We start from the raw sequence: 24,514 nt of genomic DNA, 5'->3' as shown, positions 1-24,514 counted from the left end.
TAGCCTCGGGTCCATGCGCGACGACCTGGGAGCCGACGTCCCGGGCGAGCGACCCGCGACCCGCATCGTCTCGCTGGTCCCCTCGCTGACGGAGGCGCTGGCCACGTCGGCACCGGACCGGCTCGTCGGCGCGACCGACTGGTGCACGCATCCCGCCGACCTCGACGTGGCGCGGGTCCGCGGCACCAAGAACCCCGACCTGGCCGCGATCCGGGCCCTCTCGCCCGACCTGGTCGTGGCCAACATGGAGGAGAACCGCGAGCTCGACGTGCGCCGGCTCCGCGACTCCGGGGTGCCGGTCTGGGTGACCCGGATCGAGACCGTGGAGCAGTCGCTCGACGCGATGTCCCGGCTCTTCGGCGAGGCCCTCGAACTCCCCGACCCGCCCTGGCTGGTCGAGGCCCGCACGCTCTGGTCGACACCCGCCCCGCGCCGGCTGTCGGTGGCCGTGCCGATCTGGCGCGACCCGTGGATGGTCGTCGGCTCCTCGACCTACACCGACGACCTCCTCACCCGGGCCGGGCTGGCCAACGTGCTGGCCGATCGCGACGGTCGCTATCCGACGGTCACGTCCGCGGAGATCGACGGCTCGGGCGCGGACGTCGTGCTGCTGCCGGACGAGCCGTACGTCTTCACCGCCGACGACGGCCCGGAGGCCTTCACCACCCCGACCCGGCTGGTGTCGGGGCGGTTGCTCACCTGGTACGGCCCCGCCATGGTCGAGGCGCACGCCGTGCTGGGCTCGATCGGTGGCTAACCTCCAGCCATGACCCGCGACCCGATCGGCGAGGCCCACCGGCAGTGGGTGGCCCACGGCTGGGCCGGCGCCGCCGACGGGATGGCGATGGTGACCTCCGTCGTGCGCGCGCAGCAGCTGCTGATGGAGCGCATCGACGCGGTGCTCCGTCCGCGCGGGCTGACCTTCGCGCGCTACGAGGTGCTGCGCCTGCTGTCCTTCACCCGTGGGGCGGCGATGCCGATGTCGCGGCTCGGGTCGCTGCTGCAGGTGCACCCGACCAGCGTCACCAGCGCGGTCGACCGGCTCGTCGCCCAGGGGTACGTCGAGCGCGTGCGCGGCGACGCCGACAAGCGCGTGGTGCTCGCGGTGCTGACCGACGCCGGCCGCGGGGCGGTCGAGGAGGCGACGGCGGCGCTCAACGTCGAGGTCTTCGAGGCGCCCGGCCTGCCCGAGGTCGACGTACGCGAGCTGACCGATCGGCTCACCGCGCTCCGGACGGGGCTCGGGGACTCGCTCTGAGGTCCCGCGTGGAGGCGGCGGCGTTGTGACTCGCGGGTAATACTTGGAAGTCCTACTATCTTCTCATGGCCGACATGCACACCCCGCAGAACCCGATCCGCCTCGTCACCGCCTCGGCGCTGTTCGACGGCCACGACGCCTCGATCAACATCATGCGGCGGATCTTCATGAGCCAGGGCTGCGAGGTGATCCACCTGGGGCACAACCGCTCCGTGCAGGAGGTCGTCACCGCCGCGCTCGAGGAGGACGTGCAGGGCGTGGCGGTCTCGTCCTACCAGGGCGGGCACGTCGAGTACTTCGAGTACCTCGTCGAGTCGCTGCGTGCGCAGGGTGCCGGCCACGTGCAGGTCGTCGGAGGTGGCGGCGGCGTGATCGTGCCGTCGGAGATCACCCGTCTGCGCGAGTCGGGGGTCACCATCTTCTCCCCCGAGGACGGCCAGAAGATGGGCCTCGTCGGGATGATCAACTCGGTCGTCGCCGACTGCGACGTCGACCTGTGGTCCCAGGGCGCCGTCACGGTGGAGCAGGTCCTCTCGGGTGACCGCTTCGCCGTCGCCCGCGCCATCACCGGCGCCGAGGGCGGGCGGCTCGACGAGGCCATGCTGGCCGAGGTCCGGCAGGCGGCTGCGCGCCGCGTCGTGCCCGTCCTGGGCATCACCGGCACCGGCGGCTCGGGCAAGTCGTCGCTCACCGACGAGATCGTGCGCCGCTTCCGCACCGACCAGCAGGACAAGCTGCGGATCGCGGTCATCGCGGTCGACCCCACCCGCCGCAAGGGCGGTGGTGCGCTGCTCGGCGACCGGATCCGGGCCAACTCCCTCGACGGCGACCGGGTCTTCTTCCGCTCGCTCGCCACCCGCGGCGCCCACGAGGTGCCCGCGCACCTCGCCGACGTGATCGACGTGATGAAGGCCGCCGGGCACGACCTGGTGATCGTCGAGACGCCCGGCATCGGCCAGGGCGACGCCGGCATCGTGCCGCTCGTCGACCACTCGCTCTACGTCATGACGCCGGAGTTCGGCGCCGCCTCGCAGCTGGAGAAGATCGACATGCTCGACTTCGCCGACAGCGTCGCGATCAACAAGTTCGAGCGTCGCGGCGCCAAGGACGCGCTCCGCGACGTCGGCCGCCAGCTGGTCCGCAACCGCGGGGCCTTCGGCAAGCAGCCGCACGACATGCCGGTGTTCGGCACGAGCGCGGCCACCTTCAACGACGACGGCGTCACCGCGCTCTACCAGCACCTCCGCGGCGAGCTGGCCGAGGCCGGGCTGGAGGTCACCGACGGCACGCTCCCGCACGTCGACGTACGCCACTCGTCGGGCATCCGGCAGGTCGTGCCGGCCGACCGCGTGCGCTACCTCTCCGAGATCACCGAGACGGTCCGCGGCTACCACGCGCGCACGACCGAGCTCGCCGAGGCGGCGGCCGACCTCCAGCGCGTGCAGTACGTCGCCGACCAGCTCGGCGACGGCGACGCGGGCGGTGTGCCCGCGCTGCTCGAGTCCGCCCGCAAGGCCGTCCCGCACGAGGTCGCCGACCAGATCGCCGGCTGGCCGGCCGTCGTGGAGTCCTACTCCGGCGACGAGCAGGTCGTGGTGGTGCGCGAGCGCGAGATCCACACCACGCTCACCAAGGAGTCGTTGAGCGGCAACAAGATCCCGCGCGTCGCGCTGCCGCGCTTCTCCGACCACGGCGAGCTCGTCCGCTTCTGGCGCAACGAGAACCTGCCGGGCTACTTCCCCTTCACCGCCGGCGTCTTCCCGTTCAAGCGCGACAACGAGGACCCGGCCCGGATGTTCGCCGGCGAGGGTGACCCGGCGCGCACCAACCGCCGCTTCAAGATCCTCAGCCACGGCAACGACGCCACCCGGCTCTCCACCGCCTTCGACTCCGTCACGCTCTACGGCCGCGACCCCGACCCGCGCCCCGACGTCTACGGCAAGGTCGGCACGTCGGGCGTCTCGGTCGCGACGCTGGACGACATGAAGGAGCTCTTCGACGGCTTCGACCTGGTCGCCCCGACGACATCGGTGTCACTGACGATCAACGGTCCGGCCCCCACGGTGCTGGCGTTCTTCCTCAACACCGCGATCGACCAGCAGGTCGACGCGTTCGTCGAGCGGGAGTCGCGCGAGCCGAGCGACGAGGAGCGCGCCCAGCTCGCGGCGTACGCACTGGCGAACGTCCGCGGCACCGTCCAGGCCGACATCCTCAAGGAGGACCAGGGCCAGAACACGGCGCTGTTCTCCACGGAGTTCTGCCTGCGGATGATGGCCGACATCCAGGAGTGGTTCATCGAGCAGCAGGTGCGCAACTTCTACTCGGTGTCGATCTCGGGCTACCACATCGCCGAGGCCGGGGCGAACCCGATCAGCCAGCTCGCCTTCACCCTCGCCAACGGCTTCACCTACGACGAGGCCTACCTCGCGCGCGGGATGAAGATCGACGACTTCGCGCCCAACCTGTCGTTCTTCTTCTCCAACGGCATGGACCCCGAATACACCGTCCTGGGCCGCGTCGCGCGCCGCATCTGGGCGGTGACGATGAAGGAGAAGTACGGCGCCTCGGAGCGCTCGCAGAAGCTGAAGTACCACGTGCAGACGAGCGGCCGCTCGCTGCACGCGCAGGAGATGGACTTCAACGACATCCGCACGACGCTGCAGGCGCTCATCGCGATCTACGACAACGCCAACAGCCTCCACACCAACGCCTACGACGAGGCCGTGACGACCCCGACGGAGGACTCCGTACGCCGCGCGCTGGCGATCCAGCTGATCATCAATCGCGAGTGGGGCCTGGCGATGAACGAGAACCCGCTCCAGGGGTCCTTCGTCATCGACGACCTCACCGACCTCGTCGAGGCGGCCGTGCTCGCGGAGTTCGACTCGATCAACGAGCGCGGCGGCGTGCTCGGCGCGATGGAGACCGGCTACCAGCGCGGGCGGATCCAGGACGAGTCGATGCTCTACGAGCACCGCAAGCACGACGGCTCGCTGCCGATCATCGGCGTCAACACCTTCGTCAAGGAGAGCGCCGCCGACGCCCAGCCCAAGGAGATCGAGCTGGCCCGCGCCACCGAGGCGGAGAAGGAGTCGCAGCTGACGCGGGTGCGTGCCTTCCAGGCCGCGCACGGTGCCGAGGCGCAGCAGGCGCTGGCCCGGCTCAAGGACGCCGCGATCTCCGGGGAGAACGTGTTCGCCGTGCTGATGGACGCCGCCCGGGTCTGCTCGCTCGAGCAGGTCACCGAGGCGTTCTTCGAGGTGGGCGGGCAGTACCGCCGGAACGTCTGAGCCTGGCGGACGCGAGCGGAGCGAGCGGACGCCCACGCGAAGAGGTTGAGCGCCCGCCTAGGCGGTGGCCAGCTCCTCGTCGTGGAGCGGCGCGGGCGGCGTGGGCAGCAGGCTGACGGGCTCCACCTTGGCCGCCGGCAGGTCGAACCGGAAGACCGACCCCTGCCCCGAGTCGGCAGCGAGGCACTCGATCGAGCCACCGTGCCGCTGGACGATGGTCTGGCAGATGGCCAGCCCCATGCCGGTGCCACGGAGCCCGGCACGCACCGTGTCGCCGCGGTGGAACCTCTGGAAGATCAGGGCCCGCTCGTGCTCGTCGACACCGACGCCGTTGTCCTCGACCTCGACCACCACGCGCGAGCCCAGTCGCTGGGCCCTCACGAGGATCCGCGCGGGCACCCCGGGGCGGGCGTACTTGACGGCATTGCCGACGAGGTTGGCGAACAGCTGCCTGAGGGCGACCTCGTCCGCGTGCACGGACGGCAGCCCGTCGTCGGACACCTCGAGCACGTCGTCCGGCCCCAGGAGCGCGGCGGCCTGGACCACAGCCCCGTCCGGGCCGCAGAGCTCGACGTCGTGGACCTCGAGGTCACCCGCCTCGGCGACGGCCTGCGCGAGCAGGTCGTCGATCAGCCCGGCCATCTGGACCGACGCCAGCTCGGCGCGCTTGATCGACGCCAGCGTGTCGCTGTCGTCGGCGAGGTCGACCGCGGCGAGGTCGAGCCAGGCGCGAATCGCGGTCAGCGGTCCGCGCAGGTCGTGGGCCGCGGTCGAGGCGAAGCCGACCAGGGGCTGGAGTCCCTTGCGGTGCTCGGTCACCTCCTGGAGCACGAGCAGGACACCCGAGCGGCCGTCGTCGCCGCGCTGGCTGGCGAGCACGGCCCGCGACACCGCGAGCACGAGGTCGTCGCCGGAGCCGAGGGGCAGGAGCACGTCCCCCGCCCCGAGCTCGGCGCGCGTGGCGCTCGTGTGGGCAGCATCCGGGTGGAGCACCAGCTGCACCAGGTTGGCCAGGGCCACCGCGTCGGCCGCTCCCGGGCTGACCCGGTGGGCGAGGCGCCGGCTCGCACCGTTGCTGCGCTCGATCCTGCCCTCGCGGTCCAGGACGATCAGTCCCTCATCCATGCTCTCGGTCATCTCCGCGAGCAGCTCGGCCTGCTCGGCCGCGCGCGCCCGCGCCTCCCCCATGCGCACCACCAGCTCGTCGATGCGGTCGCTCAGCGTGCCCACGCCGAGGCCGGTCAGCAGTACGGCGACGAGGAAGAGCTGCCCCACCAGGGCCTTCTGCACCGGGTCGTCGAGGACGTCGGAGGGGCCGAGGCCCCCGAGGGTCAGCAGGAGGCCGCCCACGCCCAGGGCGAGGGCGTGCAGCGCGGCGAGGTAGGTCGGGAAGCGCGCCGCCGACCAGACGCAGAGCGACATGACGAGGAAGACGAGGGGGAGCGGCTGGAGGAAGACGGTCAGCACGACGAGCACGGAGACCGCCCACATGACGACGAACTCCCGTCGGCTCCCGGCCCGGGTCCGCGGCGCGACGGGGCTGGTGCGCCACTCCCACGCCAGGTGCCCGACGCAGCCGACCACGAGGATGCCGGCGAAGTGCCGGGCGAACCACGCCTGCGGCACCCAGGCGTTCCAGCCGACGCCGGAGTGCAGCCACACACCGAGCGACCCGATCAGGGCACCGACCGCACTGCCGAGCGCCGCCGCGAGACACGTGTAGGCCAGGGACCGGGGGGAGCGGAAGCTCTCGGTCCCGCCGGCGCCGAGGAGGGTGGGGCACCAGCGCCTGAGGAGCAGCACCGTGACCCACGTCTGGCACGCGAGCGACACCGCGCCCAGCACGACGATGCCCGCCGGCGCGTTGGTGAACCCAGCGACCCCGGCGTGGATCACGGTCAGCGGCACCAGCACCCACGCCGCCCGGCGCGGCGACTCCGCGAGCAGCCAGAGCATGGCGACGCCGGCGCCCGGCCACACCAGGCTCACGGCCTGACCGTCCCGGACCGTCAGTCGCGCCAGGACCGCTAGGGCGGCGTAGGCGAGCGCGAAGCCGAGCGTCCAGCGCAGCGGGAGCGGCGCAGGCCGGCTCACGGTCGGGCCCCCGGCCCGACCCGACGAGCCCGATGCCGTCGGCTCACACAGGACTGATACACGCGCTGCACATTAGTCCCTCACGGGCCTACATGAGGGCAACATCGCCGGATTTCTCGCGCGGTGTACCGGCGGGCTCCAATGAGGAACCCGTTGCCAACCGCGGCGGGCGGCAGCGCGATCAGTGGCGCGGCCCGCGCAACGCTATCGAATCAGAGGTTGATCGTGATCTTCGCGTCCTTGCGCAGGTCCTTCACCAGTGCGCCCGCGACCTCGGCGACCTGCTGCTGCATGGCCTGCTCCGCGAGCTGGTCGCGGACCTCGGCGAACGGCGGGATCTTCTGGCCGCCCTGACCCGACTGCGCCTGCTGCGCCTTGGCCTGCGCGTAGACCTTGCGGAGCTCCTGGTCCGTCGGCTCGATCGGGCCTTCCTCGTCGACGACGAGCGCCTCGACCATGAGCTGGGTCTCGACCTGCGACCGGGCCTGGTCCTCGGTCACGCCCTGGTCCTCGACCGCCGCCAGCAGCTCCTCGGCCGACCCGAGCTGGTTCTGCTCGGCCAGGGAGGTCAGCTCGGCGTCGACGTCCTCGTCGCTGACCTCGACGCCGCGGGACTCGGCCTCCTGGGCCAGCAGCTCGGTGGAGACGAGGTCGTCGACGGTCTGCTTCTTCAGGGCGTCCTCGTCGGGGGCCTCGCCGGTCGTCTGCGCCTGGGCGGCGGCCTGCTGGAAGGTCGACTCGTAGATCGGGACGAACTCCTCCTTGGTCACCTCCTCGCCGTTCACCTCGGCGACGACGTCGGGAATGCCCTCGAGGTCGGGCTGTGCGCCGGCCGAGGCGTCCGAGGAGGCACTGTCGCTCGGCGATGCGCTGGCGGAGGCGTCCTTGTCGGCGCTCGCGGAGTCGCTGTCGCCCCCACCGCAGGCGGAGAGGGTGAGCAGTGCGGTCGCCGCGAGGGCGCCGAGGGCAGTACGGGTTCGGGTGGTGCGCATCAGGGAAGTCATCGTCCTCGACGGTACGCACCCAACCTGAGCGCCACTCTCAGGTTCTCGAGGAGCCGAGTCAGGGCGAGTCCGGCACGACGAGCGCGTCGGGGTCCTGCCGCACCGGCAGCTGCGCGAGCGCCGTACGCACGAGGGTGAGGCGCGCGGCCACCGCCACCTTCTGGCGGATGCGTCCGACGCCGCTGTCGCCGAGCGTCTCCTCCACGGCGGCGGCGATCTGCGCGTCGGTGAAGGTCGGGCGGGTCCCCGCCTCGACCTCGACGTCCGGGAGCGCCAGCAGGACGGGGAGCACCTGGCTGCCCACCGCCTCGAGGAGGTGGTAGCGGTCGATCTTGCTCATCGCGTCCCAGGCCGCGTCGTCCTGGGCGCGGCGCCGGACCTTGCCGCGGGCCACGATCTTGGCGGCGGCGGTCACGGCGACGGTCAGCTCGTGCTCGGTGAAGCGCATGCAGCCAGCATGCCAAACCCGGGGGCATGCTGGGTGCATGCGCCTGACCGACCTGGACCCCGCCGCGATGACCGACGAGCAGCGCGACCTGCACCGGCGCATCACCTCGGGCCCCCGCGCCTCCGGTCCCCAGCACTTCCCCCTCACCACCGCCGACGGAGCGCTCACCGGCCCCTTCGGCGTGATGGTCCACGAGCCGGCGCTCGGTGCCCCGCTCCAGGAGCTCGGCAGCGCGATCCGCTATGCCACCGGCCTCTCCGGCCGGGTCCGCGAGATCGCGATCCTCGCCGTCGCCACGCACACCGGCTGCCGCTTCGAGCAGTACGCGCACGAGCGCGTCGGCCGGGCTGTGGGCCTCACCGCCGACGAGCTGGCCGACCTCGCCGCCGGCACGTTCACGTCCCCCGACCCGGTCGAGGAGTCGGCGTACGCCTTCTGCCGGCAGCTGCTGGACGGGCGCGCCCGCCTCGCCGAGGAGGAGTACGACGACCTCCGCGCGAGGCTCGGCACCACCACGATCACCGAGCTGGTGGTCCTCGTCGGCTACTACCGCACCCTGGCCCAGCTCCTCGACGTCTACGACGTCGGCGTCCCGGAGGACCCGCGGCCGGATCAGTAGTGGGCGGTCATCACGTGCTTGATGCGCGTGTAGTCGTCGAAGCCGTAACCCGACAGGTCCTTGCCGTAGCCCGAGCGGCCGAAGCCTCCGTGCGGCATCTCGGACACGAAGGGGATGTGGGTGTTGACCCACACGCACCCGAAGTCGAGCTCGCGCGTGAGCCGGTCGGCGGTCCCGTGGTCGCGCGTCCACACGCTGCCGGCGAGACCGTAGGGCACCCCGTTGGCGAGGGCGACGGCCTCCGCCTCGTCGTCGAACGCCTGCACGGTGAGCACCGGCCCGAAGACCTCCTCCTGCACGATCCGGTCGTCCTGGCGTACGCCGCTGACGACGGTGGGCGCGAAGAAGAATCCCGTGTCGCCGTGGCGGGTGCCGCCCGTGCGGACCGTCGCGTGGTCCGGCAGGTCGGCGAGGAACGCCTCCACCTTGGCGAAGTGGGCGGCGTTGTTGAGCGGGCCGTAGTCGGCCTCGGCGTCGGACGGCGGGCCGGGCCGGGTGCCCTCGGCCTCCGCCACCAGAAGGTCGACGAGCTCGTCGTGGACGCTGCGGTGCACGATCACGCGGGTCGCGGCGGTGCAGTCCTGGCCGGAGTTGAAGTAGGCGGCCGCCGCGATCAACCCCGCCGCCCGCGGGAGGTCGGCGTCCGCCATCACCACGACCGGGGCCTTGCCGCCGAGCTCGAGGTGCGCGCGCTTGAGGTTCCTGGCCGCCGACGAGGCGACCTCGATGCCCGCGCGCACGGAGCCGGTGATCGCGACCAGCCCCGGGGTCGGGTGCTCGACGAGGTGCCGGCCCGTGGTCGCGTCGCCGTTGACGACGTTGAGGACGCCGGGCGGCAGGATCGCGCCGGCGATCTCGGCGAGCAGCACCGTGGAGCGCGGCGTGGTGTCACTGGGCTTGAGCACGATGGTGTTGCCCGCGGCGAGCGCGGGCGCGATCTTCCAGATCGCCATCGCGAAGGGGTAGTTCCACGGCGTCACCTGGCCGACCACGCCGATCGGCTCGCGGCGGATGCTGGACGTGTGCCCCTCGAGGTACTCCCCCGCCGACTTCCCCTCCAGCAGACGCGCGGCACCGGCGAAGAAGCGCAGCTGGTCGACGCCCTGGTCGACCTCCTCGCTCGCGATGTGGCGCACCGGCTGACCGGTGTCGCGGGCCTGCACCTCGCTGATCTCGTCGCGGCGCTCGGCCACGGCGGCGGCGAGGTCGAGGAGGAGGGCCTGACGGCGTCCGGGCGTGAGCCGCTTCCACGACGCCGACGCGCGCTCCGCGGCGGCGTACGCCGCATCCACCTCCGACGGCAGCGAGACCGGAGAGCGGCCGTCGACCTCCCCCGTGACCGGGTCCACGAGGTCGATGAAGGCGGTCGTCGCGGACTCGACGAGCTCGCCGTCGACGAAGTTGCGGATCGTGTCGTTCATGTGGACTCCCAGTCAGGCGACGTAGATCTTGCGGAGGGTCTCGTGCACGACCCAGGTCGTGTGCTCGCCGGCGCGGAGCCGGACCACGGATCCGGGGCCGAGCGCCACCGACTCGCCGTCCTCGAAGGACACCGTGGCCGAGCCGGAGAGCACGACGAACACCTCGTCGACCTCGACGTCCGTGGCCGTGCCGGGGCTCATCTCCCACACCCCGACCTCGACACCGGCCACCGCCGCGAGCGCCCGCGAGCCGGCCTCGGGCGACCCGTCGACGACCGTCGCGGGGTCGAGCGGCGCCGTCGGCACGGCGGCGGCGACGTCGAGCACACGGAACACGGCGCCATCGTCCCCCCTCCGCGCAGCCGCGGCGGACCGACGATCTGTCGTCACTTCGTCGCCGGCCCGGACAGTTCGTCTGCCAGGAGCGCGACGTGCAGCGAGACGCGTACGTCGGGGTCGTCGAGGTCGGCGTCGAGGATCGCCTCGATGCGCGCCAGCCGATCGTAGAACGCCGCCCGCGAGAGGTGCAGGCTGGCGGCCGCCTCGGTCTTGCTCACCGGGTGGAGCACCAGCGCGCGCAGGGCCGCGAGGAGGTCGGTGCGGGTGCCGTCGGCGCGGTCGTGCTGCTTGAGCGGGGCGAGCTCGCGCTCGACGAACAGCCGCATCCGGTCGTCCTCCCCCAGCAGCGCCAGCAGCCCGCGCAGGTGGAGGTCGGCGAGGCGGTGCACGTCGGGGTCCTGCCCCTGCCCGCGGCGCGACTGCGGCGCCGCGTCGGCGACCTGACCGGCCTCGGTCACCGTCCGGACGATGCCGGAGCGCTCGACGACTGCCCGCCCGGCCGCCAGGACGACGTCGTGGTGAGCGAGCACCCGCGCCGCCAACCGGTCGACCAGGTCGTCGGCGTCGGCCGAGGGAGCGACCGAGACCAGCACCCGCAGGTCGCGCTCGACCTCGCAGACCAGGGCCGGCAGCCGCAGGCCGTGCGCGGCCCGCACGACCGTCGCGGCGACCTCGTCGAGGTCGGCCGGGGACGACGAGCCGACGCGGGGACGGACCACCAGGCCGACGAAGGTCCGACGGCGCACGGGGAACCCCGCCAGCTCGCAGCGGCGCAGCACGTCATCGGAGTCGGGGTCGTCGCTCAGCCGGGCGAGCAGCTCGAGGTGCGTACGCCGCATCAGCGTGCCGCGGTCGCGGTCGTGCAGGCGGTGCAGGGCGAGGGCCGCCGCGGCCCGCTCGGCGACGGCGATCAGCCGCTGGGTCGGCGCGGTCGGCGAGCCGATGACCAGCCGGCCCCAGGACCGGTCGGCGGTGCCGAGGCGCGCGACCAGCCAGCCATTGCCGGCGTCCCACCCGGTCCGGCCCGCCACCTCGACCCGCCGCGAGCGCGCCGGCCAGCCGTCGAGGAAGCCGCCGGCGTCGTCGGGGCCGGCGAAGTAGTCCAGGGGCCGGTGCTGCGCGTTCTCCACCACGACCGGCCCGGCCGCCAGCCGCTGCACCGCCTGGAGGATCTCGACCGGTCCGGCCGCGCTGTTGCCGAGCTCGGTGAACGTCTCGTGCACCCGCTGGGCCTCGCGCAGCTCGGTGAGCTGCCGGTCGACGACCCGTTCGCCGACCTCCTGGGCGAGCGCCGCGAAGCGCGTCTCCTGCCCGAGGGCGACCAGGGGCAGGCCGTGGCGCTCGCACGCGGCGACCAGGGCCTCGGGGAGGGCGGCCTCCCACCGGCGGCCGAGCTCGACGACCAGGCCCACGCTGCCGACGTCGACCAGCTCGTCGACGAAGGCCGCCAGCCCCGCCGCGTCGTCGTCGGACGGCAGCCCGGTGCCCATCGTGAGCAGCAGGTCACCGGCACGCAGCAGCTGGCCGACGTCGAGCCGCTCGGTGGCGTGCACCCAGCGGATGGGGCGGTCGAGACCCGCGCGGCCGGCGACCACCGCGGGGGCAGCCCGGCGGAAGCTGGGCAGCGCCAGCGCCTCGTCGAGCGTCACGCCCGGCGTCATCTCCGCCACGGCACCGCAGCCTACGCGCGGGGGCGACGGATCGTCAGGATCCGGGGCGCAAAGCCTACGTTCCGACACCCGTGCACGAGGGCCGCGCGGCGCACGATGAGGGGCATGAGCGAGACCACCACTGACATCGTGCACTGGGTCGACGGCGCCGCGCTGACCGGTTCCCCCACCGGCTGGGCCGACGTGACCAACCCCGCCACCGGCCGCGTCACCGGGCGAGTGGCGCTCGCCAGCGAGCCGGACGCCACCCACGTCATCGCCTCCGCCGCCCGCGCGGCCCGCGGGTGGGGCACCACGTCGCTCGCGCGGCGTACGCAGGTGCTCTTCGCCTTCCGCGAGCTGCTCAACAGCCGCAAGGACGAGCTCGCCGCGATCATCACGGCCGAGCACGGCAAGGTGCACTCCGACGCGATGGGCGAGATCTCCCGGGGGCTCGAGGTGGTCGAGTTCGCCTGCGGCATCTCCCACCTGCTCAAGGGCGGCCACAGCGAGGAGGCGTCGACCGGTGTCGACGTCCACTCCAAGCGCGTGCCCCTCGGGGTCGTCGGGATCATCAGCCCCTTCAACTTCCCTGCCATGGTGCCGATGTGGTTCTTCCCGATCGCGATCGCCGACGGCAACGCCTTGGTGCTCAAGCCGAGCGAGAAGGACCCGAGCGCGGCCAACTGGCTCGCCGCGCTGTGGCAGGAGGCCGGTCTCCCCGACGGTGTCTTCAACGTCCTCCACGGCGACAAGACCGCGGTCGACGCGCTGCTCACCAGCCCGGACGTGCAGGCGATCAGCTTCGTCGGCTCCACCCCGATCGCGGAGTACGTCTACGAGACCGCGAGCCGCCACGGCAAGCGCGTCCAGGCCCTCGGTGGTGCCAAGAACCACATGGTCGTCCTCCCCGACGCCGACCTCGACCTCGCGGCCGACTCCGCGGTCAACGCCGGCTACGGCAGCGCGGGCGAGCGCTGCATGGCGATCAGCGTGCTCGTCGCGGTCGACCCGATCGGCGACGAGCTCGTCGCGCGGATCGCCGACCGCACCCGCACCCTGCTGATCGGCGACGGCTCGACCGGTGCGACCCGTGAGGCGACCGGCACGGGCAAGGAGGCCGACATGGGCCCGCTCGTCACGAAGGCCCATCGCGACCGGGTCAGCTCCTTCATCGACTCCGGCGAGGCGGCCGGCGCCAAGGTCGTCGTCGACGGTCGCGATGTCGCCGCCCGCGGCGGCACGGACGGCTTCTGGCTCGGACCGACGCTCTTCGACGACGTCACGCCCGACATGGACATCTACCGCGAGGAGATCTTCGGCCCCGTGCTGTCGGTGGTCCGCGTCGGGTCGTACGACGAGGCGGTCGCGCTGGTCAACGCCAACGAGTACGGCAACGGCACCGCCGTCTTCACCAACGACGGCGGCGCGGCCCGCCGCTTCGAGGCCGACGTGAGCGTCGGGATGATCGGCGTCAACGTGCCGGTCCCCGTCCCAGTGGCCTACTACTCCTTCGGCGGCTGGAAGCGCTCGCTCTTCGGCGACACCCACGCCCACGGCACCGAGGGCGTCCACTTCTTCACCCGCGGCAAGGTCGTCACCACCCGGTGGATCGACCCCGCCAACCGCCCCGAGGGCGGCCTCGAGCTGGGATTCCCGCGCAATGACTGAGCTGATGAACGACCGCACCGACCTGCGCAGTGACTTGTCAGGGACGTACGACGCCGGGCGGGCCTACGAGCTCGACCGCGCGCACGTCTTCCACTCGTGGTCCGCCCAGGCCGAGATCTCCCCGATGGTGATCACCCGCGCCGAGGGCAGCCACGTGTGGGACGGCGCCGACCGGCGCTACCTCGACTTCAGCTCGCAGCTGGTCTTCACCAATCTCGGCCACCAGCACCCGCGGATCGTCGCGGCGATCCGGGAGCAGGCGGCGCACCTGTGCACCGTCGCCCCGGCAGTCGCCAACGGCGCCCGCTCCGAGGCGGCCCGCCTCATCGCGAGCCACACACCCGGCGACCTCGACCACGTCTTCTTCACCAACGGAGGCGCGGACGCCAACGAGCACGCCGTACGGATGGCGCGGCTGCACACCGGCCGCCACAAGGTGCTGACGACCTACCGCAGCTACCACGGCGGCACCCACCTCGCGGTGAACATGACGGGCGACCCCCGCCGCTGGGCCAGCGACCACGGCTCGGCCGGGACGGTCCACTTCTTCGGACCGTTCCTCTACCGCAGCGCCTTCCACGCGACGACGGAGGACGAGGAGTGCCAGCGCGCCCTCGAGCACCTCGAGCAGGTCGTCGCGCTCGAGGGACCCGGCACGATCGCGGCGATCGTGCTCGAGGCCATCCCCGGCACGGCGGGGATCATGGTCCCACCGCCGGGCTACCTCGCCGGGGTCCGCGACATCTGCGACCGGCACGGCATCGTGCTCGTCGCCGACGAGGTGATGTCGGGCTTCGGTCGCGCAGGTCGCTGGTTCGCCGTCGAGCACGCGGGCATCACGCCCGACCTGATCACCTTCGCCAAGGGCGTGAACTCCGGCTACGTGCCGCTCGGCGGCGTCGCGATCAGCGACGAGATCCACGCGACCTTCGCGCACCGCACCTACCCCGGCGGTCTCACCTACTCCGGTCACCCGCTCGCGTGTGCGGCCGCCGTCGCCACCATCCGCACGATGGAGGACGAGGACGTCGTCGACCGTGCCGCGCGGCTCGGCGAGGACGTGATCGGCCCCGGCCTGCGCGCCCTCGCGGAGCGCCACGAATGGATCGGCGAGGTGCGCGGCACCGGCGCCTTCTGGGCGCTCGAGCTGGTCAGCGACCGGGCCACGCGCGAGCCGCTGGCGCCGTACGGCGGTTCGAGCCCGCAGATGGGCGCGATCGTGAAGGGGTGCCAGGAGCGCGGGATGCTGCCCTTCAGCAACTACAACCGCATCCACGTCGTGCCGCCCCTCACCACCACCGACGACGAGGCACGCGAGGGCCTGGCGATCCTCGACGCCGCGCTCACCGCGGCCGCCGGCTGAGTCGACGACCGCAGCCGTGGCCGTCCACCGCACTGCCTACGAGCGGCACGCCCCGGACCCGCGCCTGGTCGCGCGCTCGCTCGAGGGCAGCGAGCAGGCGGTGTTCTGGCTCGACGACGTCGAGGCGGGTGCGCGCCACCCCGAGCTCACCTCACCGACCCGGGCCGACCTGACGATCGTCGGCGGCGGCTACCTCGGCCTGTGGTCGGCGGTGCACGCCAAGCGCCGGGACCCCGGTCGCCGGGTGGTGCTCCTCGAGGCGCACACCGTCGGGTGGGCGGCGTCGGGCCGCAACGGCGGCTTCTGCGAGGCCTCGCTCACCCACGGCGAGGACAACGGGCGCAACCGCTGGCCCGAGGAGTACGACGTCCTGGCGCGGCTGGGGGCGGAGAACCTCGACGCGTTCGAGTCCGACGTGCGCGAGCTCGGGCTGGACTGCGAGTGGGAGCGCACCGGCGCGTTGTCGGTGGCCGTCGAGGAGCACCAGGTCGGGTGGCTGCGCGAGTCGCCCGGCTTCCTCGACCGTGCCGGGGTGCGGGCCGAGATCGACAGCCCGCTCTTCCTCGCCGGGGCGCTGCACCCCGGCCAGAGCGCGATGCTCCATCCGGCCCGGCTGGCGCTCGAGCTCGCGCGGGTCGCGGTCGACCTCGGCGTGGGGGTCCACGAGCACTCGGCCGTGACCGGCCTGCGGCGTACGTCGTCAGGCTCCGTCGAGGTGCACACCGACCGGGCGACGGTGACCTCCGACCACGTCGTGCTGGCCACCAACGTCTTCCCCGCACTGGTGCGGCGCAACCGGCTGATGACCGTCCCGGTCTACGACTACGTCCTGATGACCGAGCCGCTCTCCGCCGAGCAGCTCTCCTCGATCGGCTGGCAGGGCCGGCAGGGGCTGGGCGACCTGGCCCAGCAGTTCCACTACGCCCGCCTGAGCGCGGACCACCGCATCCTCTGGGGCGGGTACGACGCGATCTATCCCGCCGGCGGGAGGATGGGCGTCCGCCACGAGGACCGCCCCGAGAGCCATGCGCGGCTCGCGTCGCACTTCCTCGCGACCTTCCCGCAGCTGGCTGACGTGAGGTTCACCCACCGGTGGGCCGGCGCGATCGACACGTCCACCCGGTTCACCGCGTTCTACGGCCTGACCCACGGCGGCCGGGTCGCGCACGCCGCCGGCTTCACCGGGCTCGGTGTCGGCGCCACGCGGTTCGCCGGCGAGGTCGTGCTCGACCTGCTGGCGGGCGTGCCGACGGAGCGCACCGAGCTGCGGATGGTGCGCGAGCGACCGCTGCCCTTCCCGCCCGAGCCGCTGGCCTCGGTCGGCATCAACCTGACACGGTGGTCGCTCGACCGGGCCGACCACCGCGAGGGGCGGCGCAACGCGTTCCTCCGCGTGCTCGACGCGGCGGGACTGGGCTTCGACTCCTGACGTCGACCCCCGAGCCTCTCAGGCGACCGACGTCTCGAGGAGCTCCGAGCGGAGGTCGCCGAGGATGCGCGTGAGCACCCGCGATACCTGCGCCTGCGTGAGTCCGACGGACTCGGCGATCTCCTGCTGGGTGCGCTCCTCGACGAAGCGCAGCTGCACGATGAGCCGGTCGCGCTCGGTCAGCCTGCTGACGACGGGGCCGAGCACGATCCTCGCCTCGGCCGAGTCCAGCGCGCGGTCGTGATGACCCAGCAGGTCGCCGAGCGTCGAGGAGCCGTCACCGACGGGTCCGTCCAACGAGGTGGGCATGAAGCAGCCGTCGGCGGTCAACGCCTCCACGACGGACTCCAGCGACTCACCGAGGTGGACGGCCACCTCGGTGGGCCGTGGCGAGCGGTGGAGCTGGGTCTCGAGCTCGCGCTGTGCACGGGAGATGCGTGACTGCAGCTCCTGCACCCGCCGTGGCGGTCGCACCATCCAGCCGGAGTCACGGAAGTGTCGTCGCAGCTCCCCGCGGATGGTGGGGACGGCGTACGACAGGAAGTCGTGCCCGGCGTCGGGGTCGAAGCGCTGGGCGGCCTTGGTGAGGCCGAGCAGGGCGACCTGCTCGAGGTCGTCCAGGTCGATGCCGCGGTTGCGGTAGCGGGCGGCCATCGAGCGCGCCACACCGGCGTTGGTCTCGATGAGCTGGTCGGTGAGGCTCCGCGAGCCGGGGGTCTCGGCCGGCACCAGTCGGAGGTCGGCGACGATGCCGTCCGTACGACGGGCGCGGTCCTGGCCCTCGAGGGGCGGCTGGGACGAGAGGTGCGTGGGAGCGGGGAGCGGGATCTGTGGAGCAAGGGCAACGGGAACCATGGGTCGGTCCCTTCCAACGGGCAGGGCGCTCACCGTGGTCTCCAGCAAGTGGCCCCACTCTCCCCCGGTCCAGACCAGTGGGACAGCCGCAAAGCGAAATTGCCGCTCAGATGTCGGATCTGTGCAAGGTTTGTCCGGGGTTCTCGTGGAAGACCTGCCGGTAGTCGGCAGCGAAGCGACCGGGGTTGAAGAAGCCGTAGCTCGCCGCCGCGTCGCTCACCGACGCCACCGTTCCCTCGCGCATCGAGCGGCGGGCCAGGTCGAGACGGATCCGGCGCAGGTAGTCCTGCGGGGTGCAGCCCAGGTGCTGGCGGAAGGCGTACTGCAGGGTGCGGGGTGTGACGCCGCACTCCCGGGCCAGGTCGGCGGGGCTCAGCTCCTCGGCCGGCTGCTGCTCGATGATGCGCACCGCGCGGCGCACGGTGGAGGGTGCATCGTCGGCGGGGTCGCGGTCCACCTCGTGGTCAGCGCGGACGACGACGTTGTTGGGAAAGGTCTGCAGCAGGGTGTGCCCGAGCAGCCGGGCGGCTGCATCGCTCTGCGCCGGGCTGGCGTCGGGCGGCAGCATCGAGCTCAGCTGGTCGACGATCGCGCGCCAGCGCGCACCAGCCGCCGGCGAGTGCGGGACGTAGGACGTGAAGGTGATGTGCTCCCACGGGTAGTCGGGGGCCACCTCCTCGACGGCCGTCATCAACGCCGCACCCGTCACGGTCGTTGCCCGAATGTCCTGGTGGTCCGCGCGCCCGGCGAACGGCATGTCCCAGCCCGCCACCAGCGCGGTGTCCCCGTCGACGATGCGGTCGGTCATCCCATCGCGGGTGTACTCGGTGACCCCGCCGAACACGTCGACCACCAGCAGGGCCGGCATCGCATCGGAGTCGAAGGAGAAGTCCGCGTCGATCTTCATGTGGTCGAACGCGATGGTGCCGTGGTCCTCGCGGTGATGTCGGACCACGCCGAGGGGGCCGGTCATCCGCAGGCTCGTGCCATAGACCGCGTCGAGCCATCTCACCGCTTCGTCGCCCTCGCCCACGAACTCGAAGACCTCGGGCGCTCCACGCCTGGACCGATGGGGCACGGGACACACCGCCTCATGAGGAGTACGACGACCCAGCTGCTCGAGTCATCCGAAAGTCTAGGCGATCTCCCGACAACCCACCCTCAGGGAGGGACTGGGCGGACCTTGTAGAGTGAGTTCGTTCGAATTGGCGCTCCGCCCTGTGTCCGCGGACCTGACGTCATTGAAAGGTGACGCGCATGTCTGGCAAGCACGTTCACTCCGGCGACCCCTCGCGGCCCCAGCAGGCCACCGAGGCCCCCGAGGCTGCCGGAGCCCCCGAAGCCCCCGAGGCTGCCGGAGCCCCCGAAGCCCCCGGAGCCCCCGGAGCCCCCGGAGCCCCCGAGGCTCTCCGCGACGAGGTGGCCCACCTCCAGGAGGCCATGAAGTCGCAGCGCGACATCGGCATGGCCATCGGCCTGCTCTCGGCCCGGTTCGAGTGCAGCACCGAGCAGGCGTGGCGCACGATGCTCCGCATCTCGCAGGACAGCAACACCAAGGTCCGCACGGTCGCGCGCGTCCTCGTCTCCACCCACGACGGGTCGGCCGACGCCCAGGCGCACGCCCTCCTCGAGACCTTCGTGGGCCAGCTGCCGCCCTCGGGCTGGCCCTCGGGGCCGCGAACGGGGAATGATCCCGCTCCATGAACATCGCTGAGGCCGCGCTCGCCGAGAGCCTGCGGCGGCTGACGCGCTCCCGCGAGGACAACGGGAGTGTCATCACCGCCCTCGAGGCCGTCCTCGAAGCCTGCGTCGACCTCTTCGGCGTCGGTGGTGCCGGGATCCTGATCGCCGACGAGCAGGACATGCTGCGCTACGTCGCGGCCACCGACGGACCCGGGCGGATCCTGGAGAAGACCGAGGCCGACGCCGGCGAGGGGCCCTGCACCGAGGCCTACGTGAAGGCCACCGTCGTCACGTCCCGCGACGTCACCGCGGAGTCGGAGCGGTGGCCGCGGCTCGCGGCGGCGATGGTCGACCAGCCGGTGCGTGCGGTCCTCGGCACTCCCGTGCGCCTCGGCGGCGTGCCTGTCGGCACGTTGGACGTCTACCTCGAGCAGCCCCACGACTGGGACGAGAGCGAGGTCGTCGCGCTCGCCCGCTACGCCGAGGTCATCGCCACCACCCTGTCCGCCGCGGTGCAGGCCCACACGGCCGGCGAGATGGCCAAGCAGCTGCAGTACGCCCTCGACTACCGCGTCGTGATCGAGCGCTCGGTGGGCTACCTCATGGCCCAGCAGTCCGTCGACGCCGTCGCCGCCTTCAACGCCCTGCGCACCGCGGCGCGGAGCAGTCGTACGAAGATCGGCATCGTCGCCGAGCACGTGCTGGCCCACGGCGAGCTCCCCACCTGAGGTCCGCGCCGGGCAGGTCCGCGACGGGGAGACCCGCATGCGCGCCCCGTCACTGGGTACGCAGAGTGATGCAGACGACGAGCACGCCATGAGCACGACGACCCGGTCCATCGCGGCGACCCCGGCGCAGGTGTGGTCGGTGCTGGCCGACGGCTGGCTCTACCCACTCTTCGTGGTGGGCGCCTCCCGGATGCGGGACGTCGACGACACGTGGCCCGCGGTCGGGTCGCGACTGCACCACAGCGTGGGTGTGTGGCCCGCCCTGATCGACGACACCACCGAGGTGCTCGAGATCGACGAGGGCACGCGCCTGCTGCTCCTCGCCCGGGGGTGGCCGGCGGGCCAGGCGCACGTGGAGATCTCGCTCCGGCCCGCCGGAGACTCGACCGAGGTGACGATCGTGGAGCAGGCGACCGCCGGCCCCGGCGCGCTGATCCCCAAGCCCATCCAGGACCCGCAGCTGCACGTCCGCAACGTCGAGACGCTCCGACGACTCGCCTTCGTGGCCGAGGGTCGGGCGCGGTGACCGCACCGACGAGTCGCTCGTACGACGCCGTCGTGGTCGGCGCCGGGCCCAACGGACTGGTCGCGGCCAACGTCCTGGCCGACGCCGGCTGGAGCGTGCTCGTGCTGGAGGCCCAGTCCTCCCCGGGCGGAGCGGTGCGCAGCGACCGGGAGGTGCACCCCGACTTCGTGCACGACACCTTCAGCGCGTTCTACCCGCTCGCGGTGGCCTCACGGGCGATCTCGTCGCTGCGGCTCGAGGACCACGGTCTGGCCTGGGAGCACGCGCCCGCCGTGCTGGGGCACCCGTTCGGCGACGGCGAGTGGGCCGTGCTGCACCGCGACCGGGCCATCACCGCTGCCGGGCTGGAGGCGCTCCACCCGGGCGACAGCCACGCGTGGCTGGAGCTCTGCCGCACGTGGGACCGCATCGGCCCCGCGCTGGTCGACGGGCTCACCACACCGTTCCCACCGGTGCGCGCGGGTGCGCGGCTGCTGCCCGCCCTGGCGCGGGCGGGCGGCCTGGACCTCGTCCGGAAGCTGGCGACGCCGGTCGCCTCGCTGGGGCGCGAGCTCTTCGGCGGGCCCGCGGGTGGGCTGCTGCTGGCCGGCAACGCCGGGCACGCGGACTTCCCGCTCAGCTCGCCCGGCTCGGGCGTCTTCGGCGTCCTCATGACGATGCTCGGGCAGACGGTCGGCTTCCCCGTGCCACGCGGAGGCGCCCAGGCCCTCACCGACGCCCTGGTCGCACGGTTCACGAGCCTCGGGGGCGAGCTCGTGGTCGACGCGGAGGTGACGCGGATCGTCGTACGAGAGGGCCGCGTGAGCGGTGTCGAGACCCGGGACGGACAGAGGTACGACGCCCGCACGGTGGTCGCCGACGTCGCGGCCCCCCACCTCTTCGGCGGACTCGTGCGCGCCGAGGACCTGCCCCCGCGACTCGTCCGGGGCATGCGCCACTTCGAGCTCGACCCCGGGACGGTCAAGGTCGACTGGGCCCTGTCCGGGCCGGTGCCCTGGACCAACCGGCCGATCGACGTGCCGGGCACGGTGCACGTCGCCGACTCGGTGGAGGAGATGACGCAGACGCTGGGCCAGGTGTCCTCCGGCGTGGTGCCCGACCGGCCCTTCCTCCTCACCGGCCAGATGACGACCAGCGACCCGACCCGCTCGCCGGCCGGCACCGAGTCCTTCTGGGCCTACACGCACGTCCCGCAGCCCGGCGCGACCCGGCACGACGCCGGCGACGAGGTCCGCGGGACCTGGGACCACGACGACCGCGAGCGCTTCGCCGACCGCATGCAGGCCCGGATCGAGGAACGCGCCCCGGGCTTCGGCGACGTCGTCCTGGCGCGGCGCGTCCTCGGGCCGCACGAGCTGGAGGCCCGCAACGCCAACCTCATCGGTGGCGCCGTCAACGGCGGCACCTCGCAGCTGCACCAGGAGCTCGTCTTCCGCCCCGTCCCCTCGATGCGCGGGCGGTCGGCGACCGGCGTGGACGGACTCTTCCTGGGCTCGGCCGCGGCGCACCCCGGTGGCGGGGTGCACGGGGCGGCGGGTGCCAACGCGGCGCGTGCGGCTCTCTGGCAGCACCGCACACGGGCGCTTCCCCGCCGCCGGACGCGACGGGCGACCTAGCGGCGCGGGATCACCTTGTGGGTGCCGTCGCACCACGGCAGCCGGCTCGACTTGTCGCAGCGGCACAGGGCCACCACCGGTCGCTCGACCCGGTGGACCGTGCCGTCGGCGTCCTGGATCGAGGTGGCTCCGCGCACCAGCATCGGGCCGTGGGGGTAGAGCACCACGTCGGGGTGGTCGAAGTCGTCGGCGCTCACGCGTCCACCCCCCAGGCGCTGAACAGCGCACCGGCGACCCGGGACTCGAGGTCCAGGCAGGTGAACGCGCCGAAGAGGATCTCGGCCGCCTGCTCGGGCTCGTCCTCCGCGAGGGTCCCGCAGATGTCATGGGCGGCCACCTGCTCGTGGATCGCGTCGGCCTCCACGTGCTCGTCGTAGTAGCCGACCATGGCGCCGTCGAGACCGAGCCGCCCCAGGCCCTGCGCGATCTTGCGCGCCGGGATCGAGCTGGTCATCTCGAAGGCCGCCAGGTGGCCCATCGCCGCGCCGCGCAGGCGTCGGTGCAGGCCGAACATCGTCAGCGAGTTGTTGAGCTCCAGCGTCTCGGGCAGCGCGTCGTCGACGTAGGCGCCATACTCCGAGCGCAGGCCCACCGACTCGAGTCCGCGGGCGAAGAGGTGCGCATGCAGCCGGTTGGGGTCGCCGTTGCCGTACTCGTCGAACTGGAGCTCCATCAGGGCCGCCTTGGCCCGGGTCGGGAGCCGGGGCACGACCCACGTCGTGGGGTCGGCCTCCTTGAGCTGGTAGACGGAGCGCTGGCGCAGCATCTCCAGGACCTGGTCGACGTCGGCGTGACGGCGTACGTGGTCGGCGAGCGACGGCCCGTCGTCCGCGGCCACCAGCGCCTCGAGCGCGGCCGGGACGTCGTCGGCCGCGGGGGCGGGGTCGGCCGAGCCGGCCTCGTCGGCCCACCGCGAGCGCAGGCGATCCTCGAGCGCGTCCTCGAGGAGGTGGCGCACCACGAGGACCTCGGGCTCCCGCTCACCGCGGTCCGAGGCGTCCTCGAAGCCGCGGTAGGACAGCTCGTGGAGCGTCCAGAGGGCGATCGCCTCGTCGTCCCGGGAGTCGGCGGCGGGGGCCGGTCCGCGCGAGGCCTCGGGCGACGCGGCGGCGAGACGCGCGACGAGCCACTCGCTCAGCGCGCCGCGGGGCTTGGGCATCCTCATGGGGTGAACACCACCTTGACCATGCCGTCCTCCTTGTCCCGGAACTTCCGGTAGGCCTCAGGGGCGTCCTCGAGGGGGAGGTGGTGCGTCGCGAAGGACTCGACACCGAGGACGTCCTCGTCCTGCTGCAGCAGCGCGAGGATGTCGTCGCTCCACCTGCGGACGTTGGCCTGGCCCATCCGCAGCTGGACCTGCTTGTCGAAGAGCTCGAACATCGGCAGCGGGTCGGTCGGCGCGCCGTACACGCCGGAGATGCTGATCGTGCCGCCGCGGCGGACCGAGTCGATCGCGCTGAGCAGCGCGGCCAACCGGTCGGTGCCGACGTTGAGCATGACCTTCTCCTGCACCTTCTTGGGGAGCAGGCCGAGCGCCTTCTGGGCGGTCTCGGCGACCGGCGAGCCGTGCGCCTCCATCCCGACGGCGTCGATGACGGCGTCGGCACCGCGGCCGTCGGTCAGCTCGCGGACGCGATCGCCGATGCCGTCGACCTCCGTGTGGTCGATCGTCTCCGCCCCACGACCGTGCACCCGCGCGAGACGCTCACGCACCGAGTCGACAGCGATCACGCGCAGCCCGCGGTGCAGCGCGATGCGCGCCGCCATGTCGCCGATGGGTCCGGCGCCGACCACGAGCAGGGTGCCCCCCTCCTCGACGTCGGCGTACTCGACGGCCTGCCAGGCCGTCGGAAGCACGTCGGAGAGGAACAGGAAGCGGTCGTCGTGCGGGCCGTGCGGCACCTTGATCGGGAGCGTGTCGCCGAAGGGCACGCGCAGCATCTCGGCCTGCCCACCGGGCACCTGACCGTAGAGCTTGCTGTAGCCGAACAGGCTCGCGCCCGTGCCGGTGTCGCGGTTCTGCGTGGTCTCGCACTGGCTGAAGAGGCCGCGGTCGCACATCCAGCACGACCCGCAGCTGATGTTGAAGGGGACGACCACCCGGTCGCCCACCTGGAGGGTCTCGACGGCCGACCCCACCTCACGCACGATGCCCATCGGCTCGTGGCCGACGACGTCGCCCGTCGTCATGAACGGCGTCAGCGGGTCGTAGAGGTGGAGGTCCGAGCCGCACAACCCCGTCGACGTGATCTCCACGACGACGTCCGTCGGCTCCTCCACGACGGGGTCGGGCACGTCGACGACCTGCATGTCCTGGCGGCCCTGCCAGGTGACCGCCTTCATGCCGGCACCACCGCGGTCGCCGCGTGGTCGAGTCGGTGTGTCAGAGGATTGTCCATGCCTGCCAGTTCCCGTCCTGGTCGTCGGGCATACGCCCCTGCGGCCTCGACCTGTCCCGGCGCGACGGCCGGTCCCGCCCGTTGTGGGGTGGTGGCGGCCGGACGGTCCTGTGACGCTCGGT

General features: G+C 72.6%; 22 protein-coding genes. 11 read left to right on the top strand and 11 right to left on the bottom strand.

The annotated features are described in order from the left end of the window. Positions 1-13 precede the first annotated feature (13 nt). From JWN97_RS04760 to icmF, 3 genes are all read left to right on the top strand, one after another. Entirely contained in the window at positions 14-757 is a 744-nt protein-coding gene (locus JWN97_RS04760) for a helical backbone metal receptor (RefSeq protein ID WP_297619105.1), read from the top strand. A gap of 9 nt (positions 758-766) precedes the next feature. Next, entirely contained in the window at positions 767-1,258 is a 492-nt protein-coding gene (locus JWN97_RS04755; RefSeq protein WP_297619101.1) for a MarR family transcriptional regulator, read from the top strand. A gap of 65 nt (positions 1,259-1,323) precedes the next feature. Continuing rightward, entirely contained in the window at positions 1,324-4,548 is a 3,225-nt protein-coding gene (gene icmF / locus JWN97_RS04750; RefSeq protein ID WP_297619098.1) for a fused isobutyryl-CoA mutase/GTPase IcmF, read from the top strand. Positions 4,549-4,605: 57 nt separating this feature from the next. On the opposite strand, the gene JWN97_RS04745 is transcribed toward icmF, so the two are convergent. From JWN97_RS04745 to JWN97_RS04735, 3 genes are all read right to left on the bottom strand, one after another. Further along, positions 4,606-6,642 carry an ATP-binding protein gene (locus JWN97_RS04745; RefSeq protein ID WP_297619095.1) on the bottom strand — a complete coding sequence of 679 codons (2,037 nt, stop codon included), beginning with the start codon at positions 6,640-6,642 and terminating at the stop codon, positions 4,606-4,608. A gap of 212 nt (positions 6,643-6,854) precedes the next feature. Continuing rightward, positions 6,855-7,634 (bottom strand): SurA N-terminal domain-containing protein, encoded by a 780-nt coding sequence (locus JWN97_RS04740; RefSeq protein WP_297619092.1) that lies wholly within the window; start codon positions 7,632-7,634, stop codon positions 6,855-6,857. 70 nt (positions 7,635-7,704) lie between these two features. Further along, positions 7,705-8,094: a hypothetical protein gene (locus tag JWN97_RS04735; RefSeq protein ID WP_297619089.1), complete on the bottom strand. Its 390-nt coding sequence runs from the start codon at positions 8,092-8,094 to the stop codon at positions 7,705-7,707. A 37-nt stretch (positions 8,095-8,131) separates the two neighbouring features. On the opposite strand from JWN97_RS04735, the gene JWN97_RS04730 reads away from it, so the two are divergent. Then, positions 8,132-8,713 (top strand): carboxymuconolactone decarboxylase family protein, encoded by a 582-nt coding sequence (locus JWN97_RS04730; protein WP_297619086.1) that lies wholly within the window; start codon positions 8,132-8,134, stop codon positions 8,711-8,713. Here the strand turns inward: JWN97_RS04730 and JWN97_RS04725 are convergent. From JWN97_RS04725 to JWN97_RS04715, 3 genes are read right to left on the bottom strand one after another with little or no spacing between them, the layout of a single operon-like run. Further along, complete coding sequence (locus JWN97_RS04725; protein WP_297619083.1) at positions 8,707-10,134, bottom strand: aminobutyraldehyde dehydrogenase; 1,428 nt, start codon at positions 10,132-10,134, stop codon at positions 8,707-8,709. The two genes, JWN97_RS04730 and JWN97_RS04725, sit on opposite strands and share 7 nt — an antisense overlap. Before the next feature lie 12 nt (positions 10,135-10,146). Then, a complete protein-coding gene (locus JWN97_RS04720) occupies positions 10,147-10,470 on the bottom strand; it encodes a cupin domain-containing protein (protein ID WP_297619079.1) in 324 nt (107 codons plus the stop codon). Between the two features lie 50 nt (positions 10,471-10,520). Next, the gene (locus JWN97_RS04715) at positions 10,521-12,134 is read right to left on the bottom strand and encodes a PucR family transcriptional regulator ligand-binding domain-containing protein (RefSeq protein WP_297619186.1); all 1,614 of its coding nucleotides are present in this window, start codon (positions 12,132-12,134) and stop codon (positions 10,521-10,523) included. 114 nt (positions 12,135-12,248) lie between these two features. Between JWN97_RS04715 and JWN97_RS04710 the strand changes: the two genes are divergently transcribed. From JWN97_RS04710 to JWN97_RS04700, 3 genes are read left to right on the top strand one after another with little or no spacing between them, the layout of a single operon-like run. Then, positions 12,249-13,793: a CoA-acylating methylmalonate-semialdehyde dehydrogenase gene (locus JWN97_RS04710; protein ID WP_297619076.1), complete on the top strand. Its 1,545-nt coding sequence runs from the start codon at positions 12,249-12,251 to the stop codon at positions 13,791-13,793. Continuing rightward, a complete protein-coding gene (locus JWN97_RS04705; RefSeq protein ID WP_297619074.1) occupies positions 13,786-15,156 on the top strand; it encodes an aspartate aminotransferase family protein in 1,371 nt (456 codons plus the stop codon). The genes JWN97_RS04710 and JWN97_RS04705 overlap by 8 nt, the downstream gene beginning before the upstream one ends. Positions 15,157-15,172: 16 nt before the next feature. Continuing rightward, a complete protein-coding gene (locus JWN97_RS04700; RefSeq protein WP_297619071.1) occupies positions 15,173-16,585 on the top strand; it encodes an FAD-dependent oxidoreductase in 1,413 nt (470 codons plus the stop codon). Positions 16,586-16,603: 18 nt separating this feature from the next. On the opposite strand, the gene JWN97_RS04695 is transcribed toward JWN97_RS04700, so the two are convergent. Further along, positions 16,604-17,440, bottom strand: a complete 837-nt coding sequence (locus JWN97_RS04695; RefSeq protein WP_297619067.1) for a sigma-70 family RNA polymerase sigma factor — start codon at positions 17,438-17,440, stop codon at positions 16,604-16,606. 106 nt (positions 17,441-17,546) lie between these two features. Further along, the gene (locus JWN97_RS04690) at positions 17,547-18,518 is read right to left on the bottom strand and encodes a helix-turn-helix domain-containing protein (protein WP_297619065.1); all 972 of its coding nucleotides are present in this window, start codon (positions 18,516-18,518) and stop codon (positions 17,547-17,549) included. Positions 18,519-18,697: 179 nt separating this feature from the next. Here JWN97_RS04690 and JWN97_RS04685 point away from each other — a divergent pair, with 179 nt between their 5' ends. The 4 genes from JWN97_RS04685 to JWN97_RS04670 all read left to right on the top strand — a co-directional run bounded on the left by JWN97_RS04685 (position 18,698) and on the right by JWN97_RS04670 (position 21,993). Beyond that, positions 18,698-19,144: an ANTAR domain-containing protein gene (locus JWN97_RS04685; protein ID WP_297619062.1), complete on the top strand. Its 447-nt coding sequence runs from the start codon at positions 18,698-18,700 to the stop codon at positions 19,142-19,144. Further along, positions 19,141-19,851 carry a GAF and ANTAR domain-containing protein gene (locus tag JWN97_RS04680; protein WP_297619059.1) on the top strand — a complete coding sequence of 237 codons (711 nt, stop codon included), beginning with the start codon at positions 19,141-19,143 and terminating at the stop codon, positions 19,849-19,851. The genes JWN97_RS04685 and JWN97_RS04680 overlap by 4 nt, the downstream gene beginning before the upstream one ends. A gap of 88 nt (positions 19,852-19,939) precedes the next feature. After that, positions 19,940-20,377: an SRPBCC family protein gene (locus JWN97_RS04675; protein ID WP_297619056.1), complete on the top strand. Its 438-nt coding sequence runs from the start codon at positions 19,940-19,942 to the stop codon at positions 20,375-20,377. Further along, positions 20,374-21,993, top strand: coding sequence for an NAD(P)/FAD-dependent oxidoreductase (locus tag JWN97_RS04670; RefSeq protein ID WP_297619053.1), 1,620 nt, complete (start codon positions 20,374-20,376; stop codon positions 21,991-21,993). The genes JWN97_RS04675 and JWN97_RS04670 overlap by 4 nt, the downstream gene beginning before the upstream one ends. Here the strand turns inward: JWN97_RS04670 and JWN97_RS04665 are convergent. The 3 genes from JWN97_RS04665 to JWN97_RS04655 are packed head-to-tail and all read right to left on the bottom strand — an operon-like array spanning position 21,990 to position 24,336. Further along, positions 21,990-22,190, bottom strand: a complete 201-nt coding sequence (locus JWN97_RS04665) for a CDGSH iron-sulfur domain-containing protein (protein ID WP_297619050.1) — start codon at positions 22,188-22,190, stop codon at positions 21,990-21,992. The genes JWN97_RS04670 and JWN97_RS04665 overlap by 4 nt on opposite strands. Next, positions 22,187-23,152 carry an iron-containing redox enzyme family protein gene (locus tag JWN97_RS04660; protein ID WP_297619047.1) on the bottom strand — a complete coding sequence of 322 codons (966 nt, stop codon included), beginning with the start codon at positions 23,150-23,152 and terminating at the stop codon, positions 22,187-22,189. Before JWN97_RS04660 ends, JWN97_RS04665 begins: the two co-directional genes overlap by 4 nt. Positions 23,153-23,154: 2 nt before the next feature. After that, positions 23,155-24,336 (bottom strand): alcohol dehydrogenase catalytic domain-containing protein, encoded by a 1,182-nt coding sequence (locus tag JWN97_RS04655; protein ID WP_297619044.1) that lies wholly within the window; start codon positions 24,334-24,336, stop codon positions 23,155-23,157. Positions 24,337-24,514 lie beyond the last annotated feature (178 nt).

Origin of the sequence: Nocardioides sp. (genome assembly GCF_025965415.1) — a bacterium.
Lineage (GTDB): Bacteria > Actinomycetota > Actinomycetes > Propionibacteriales > Nocardioidaceae > Nocardioides.
The sequence above is the reverse complement of the archived record's forward strand: the minus strand, read 5'-3'. Positions and strand labels throughout refer to the sequence as shown.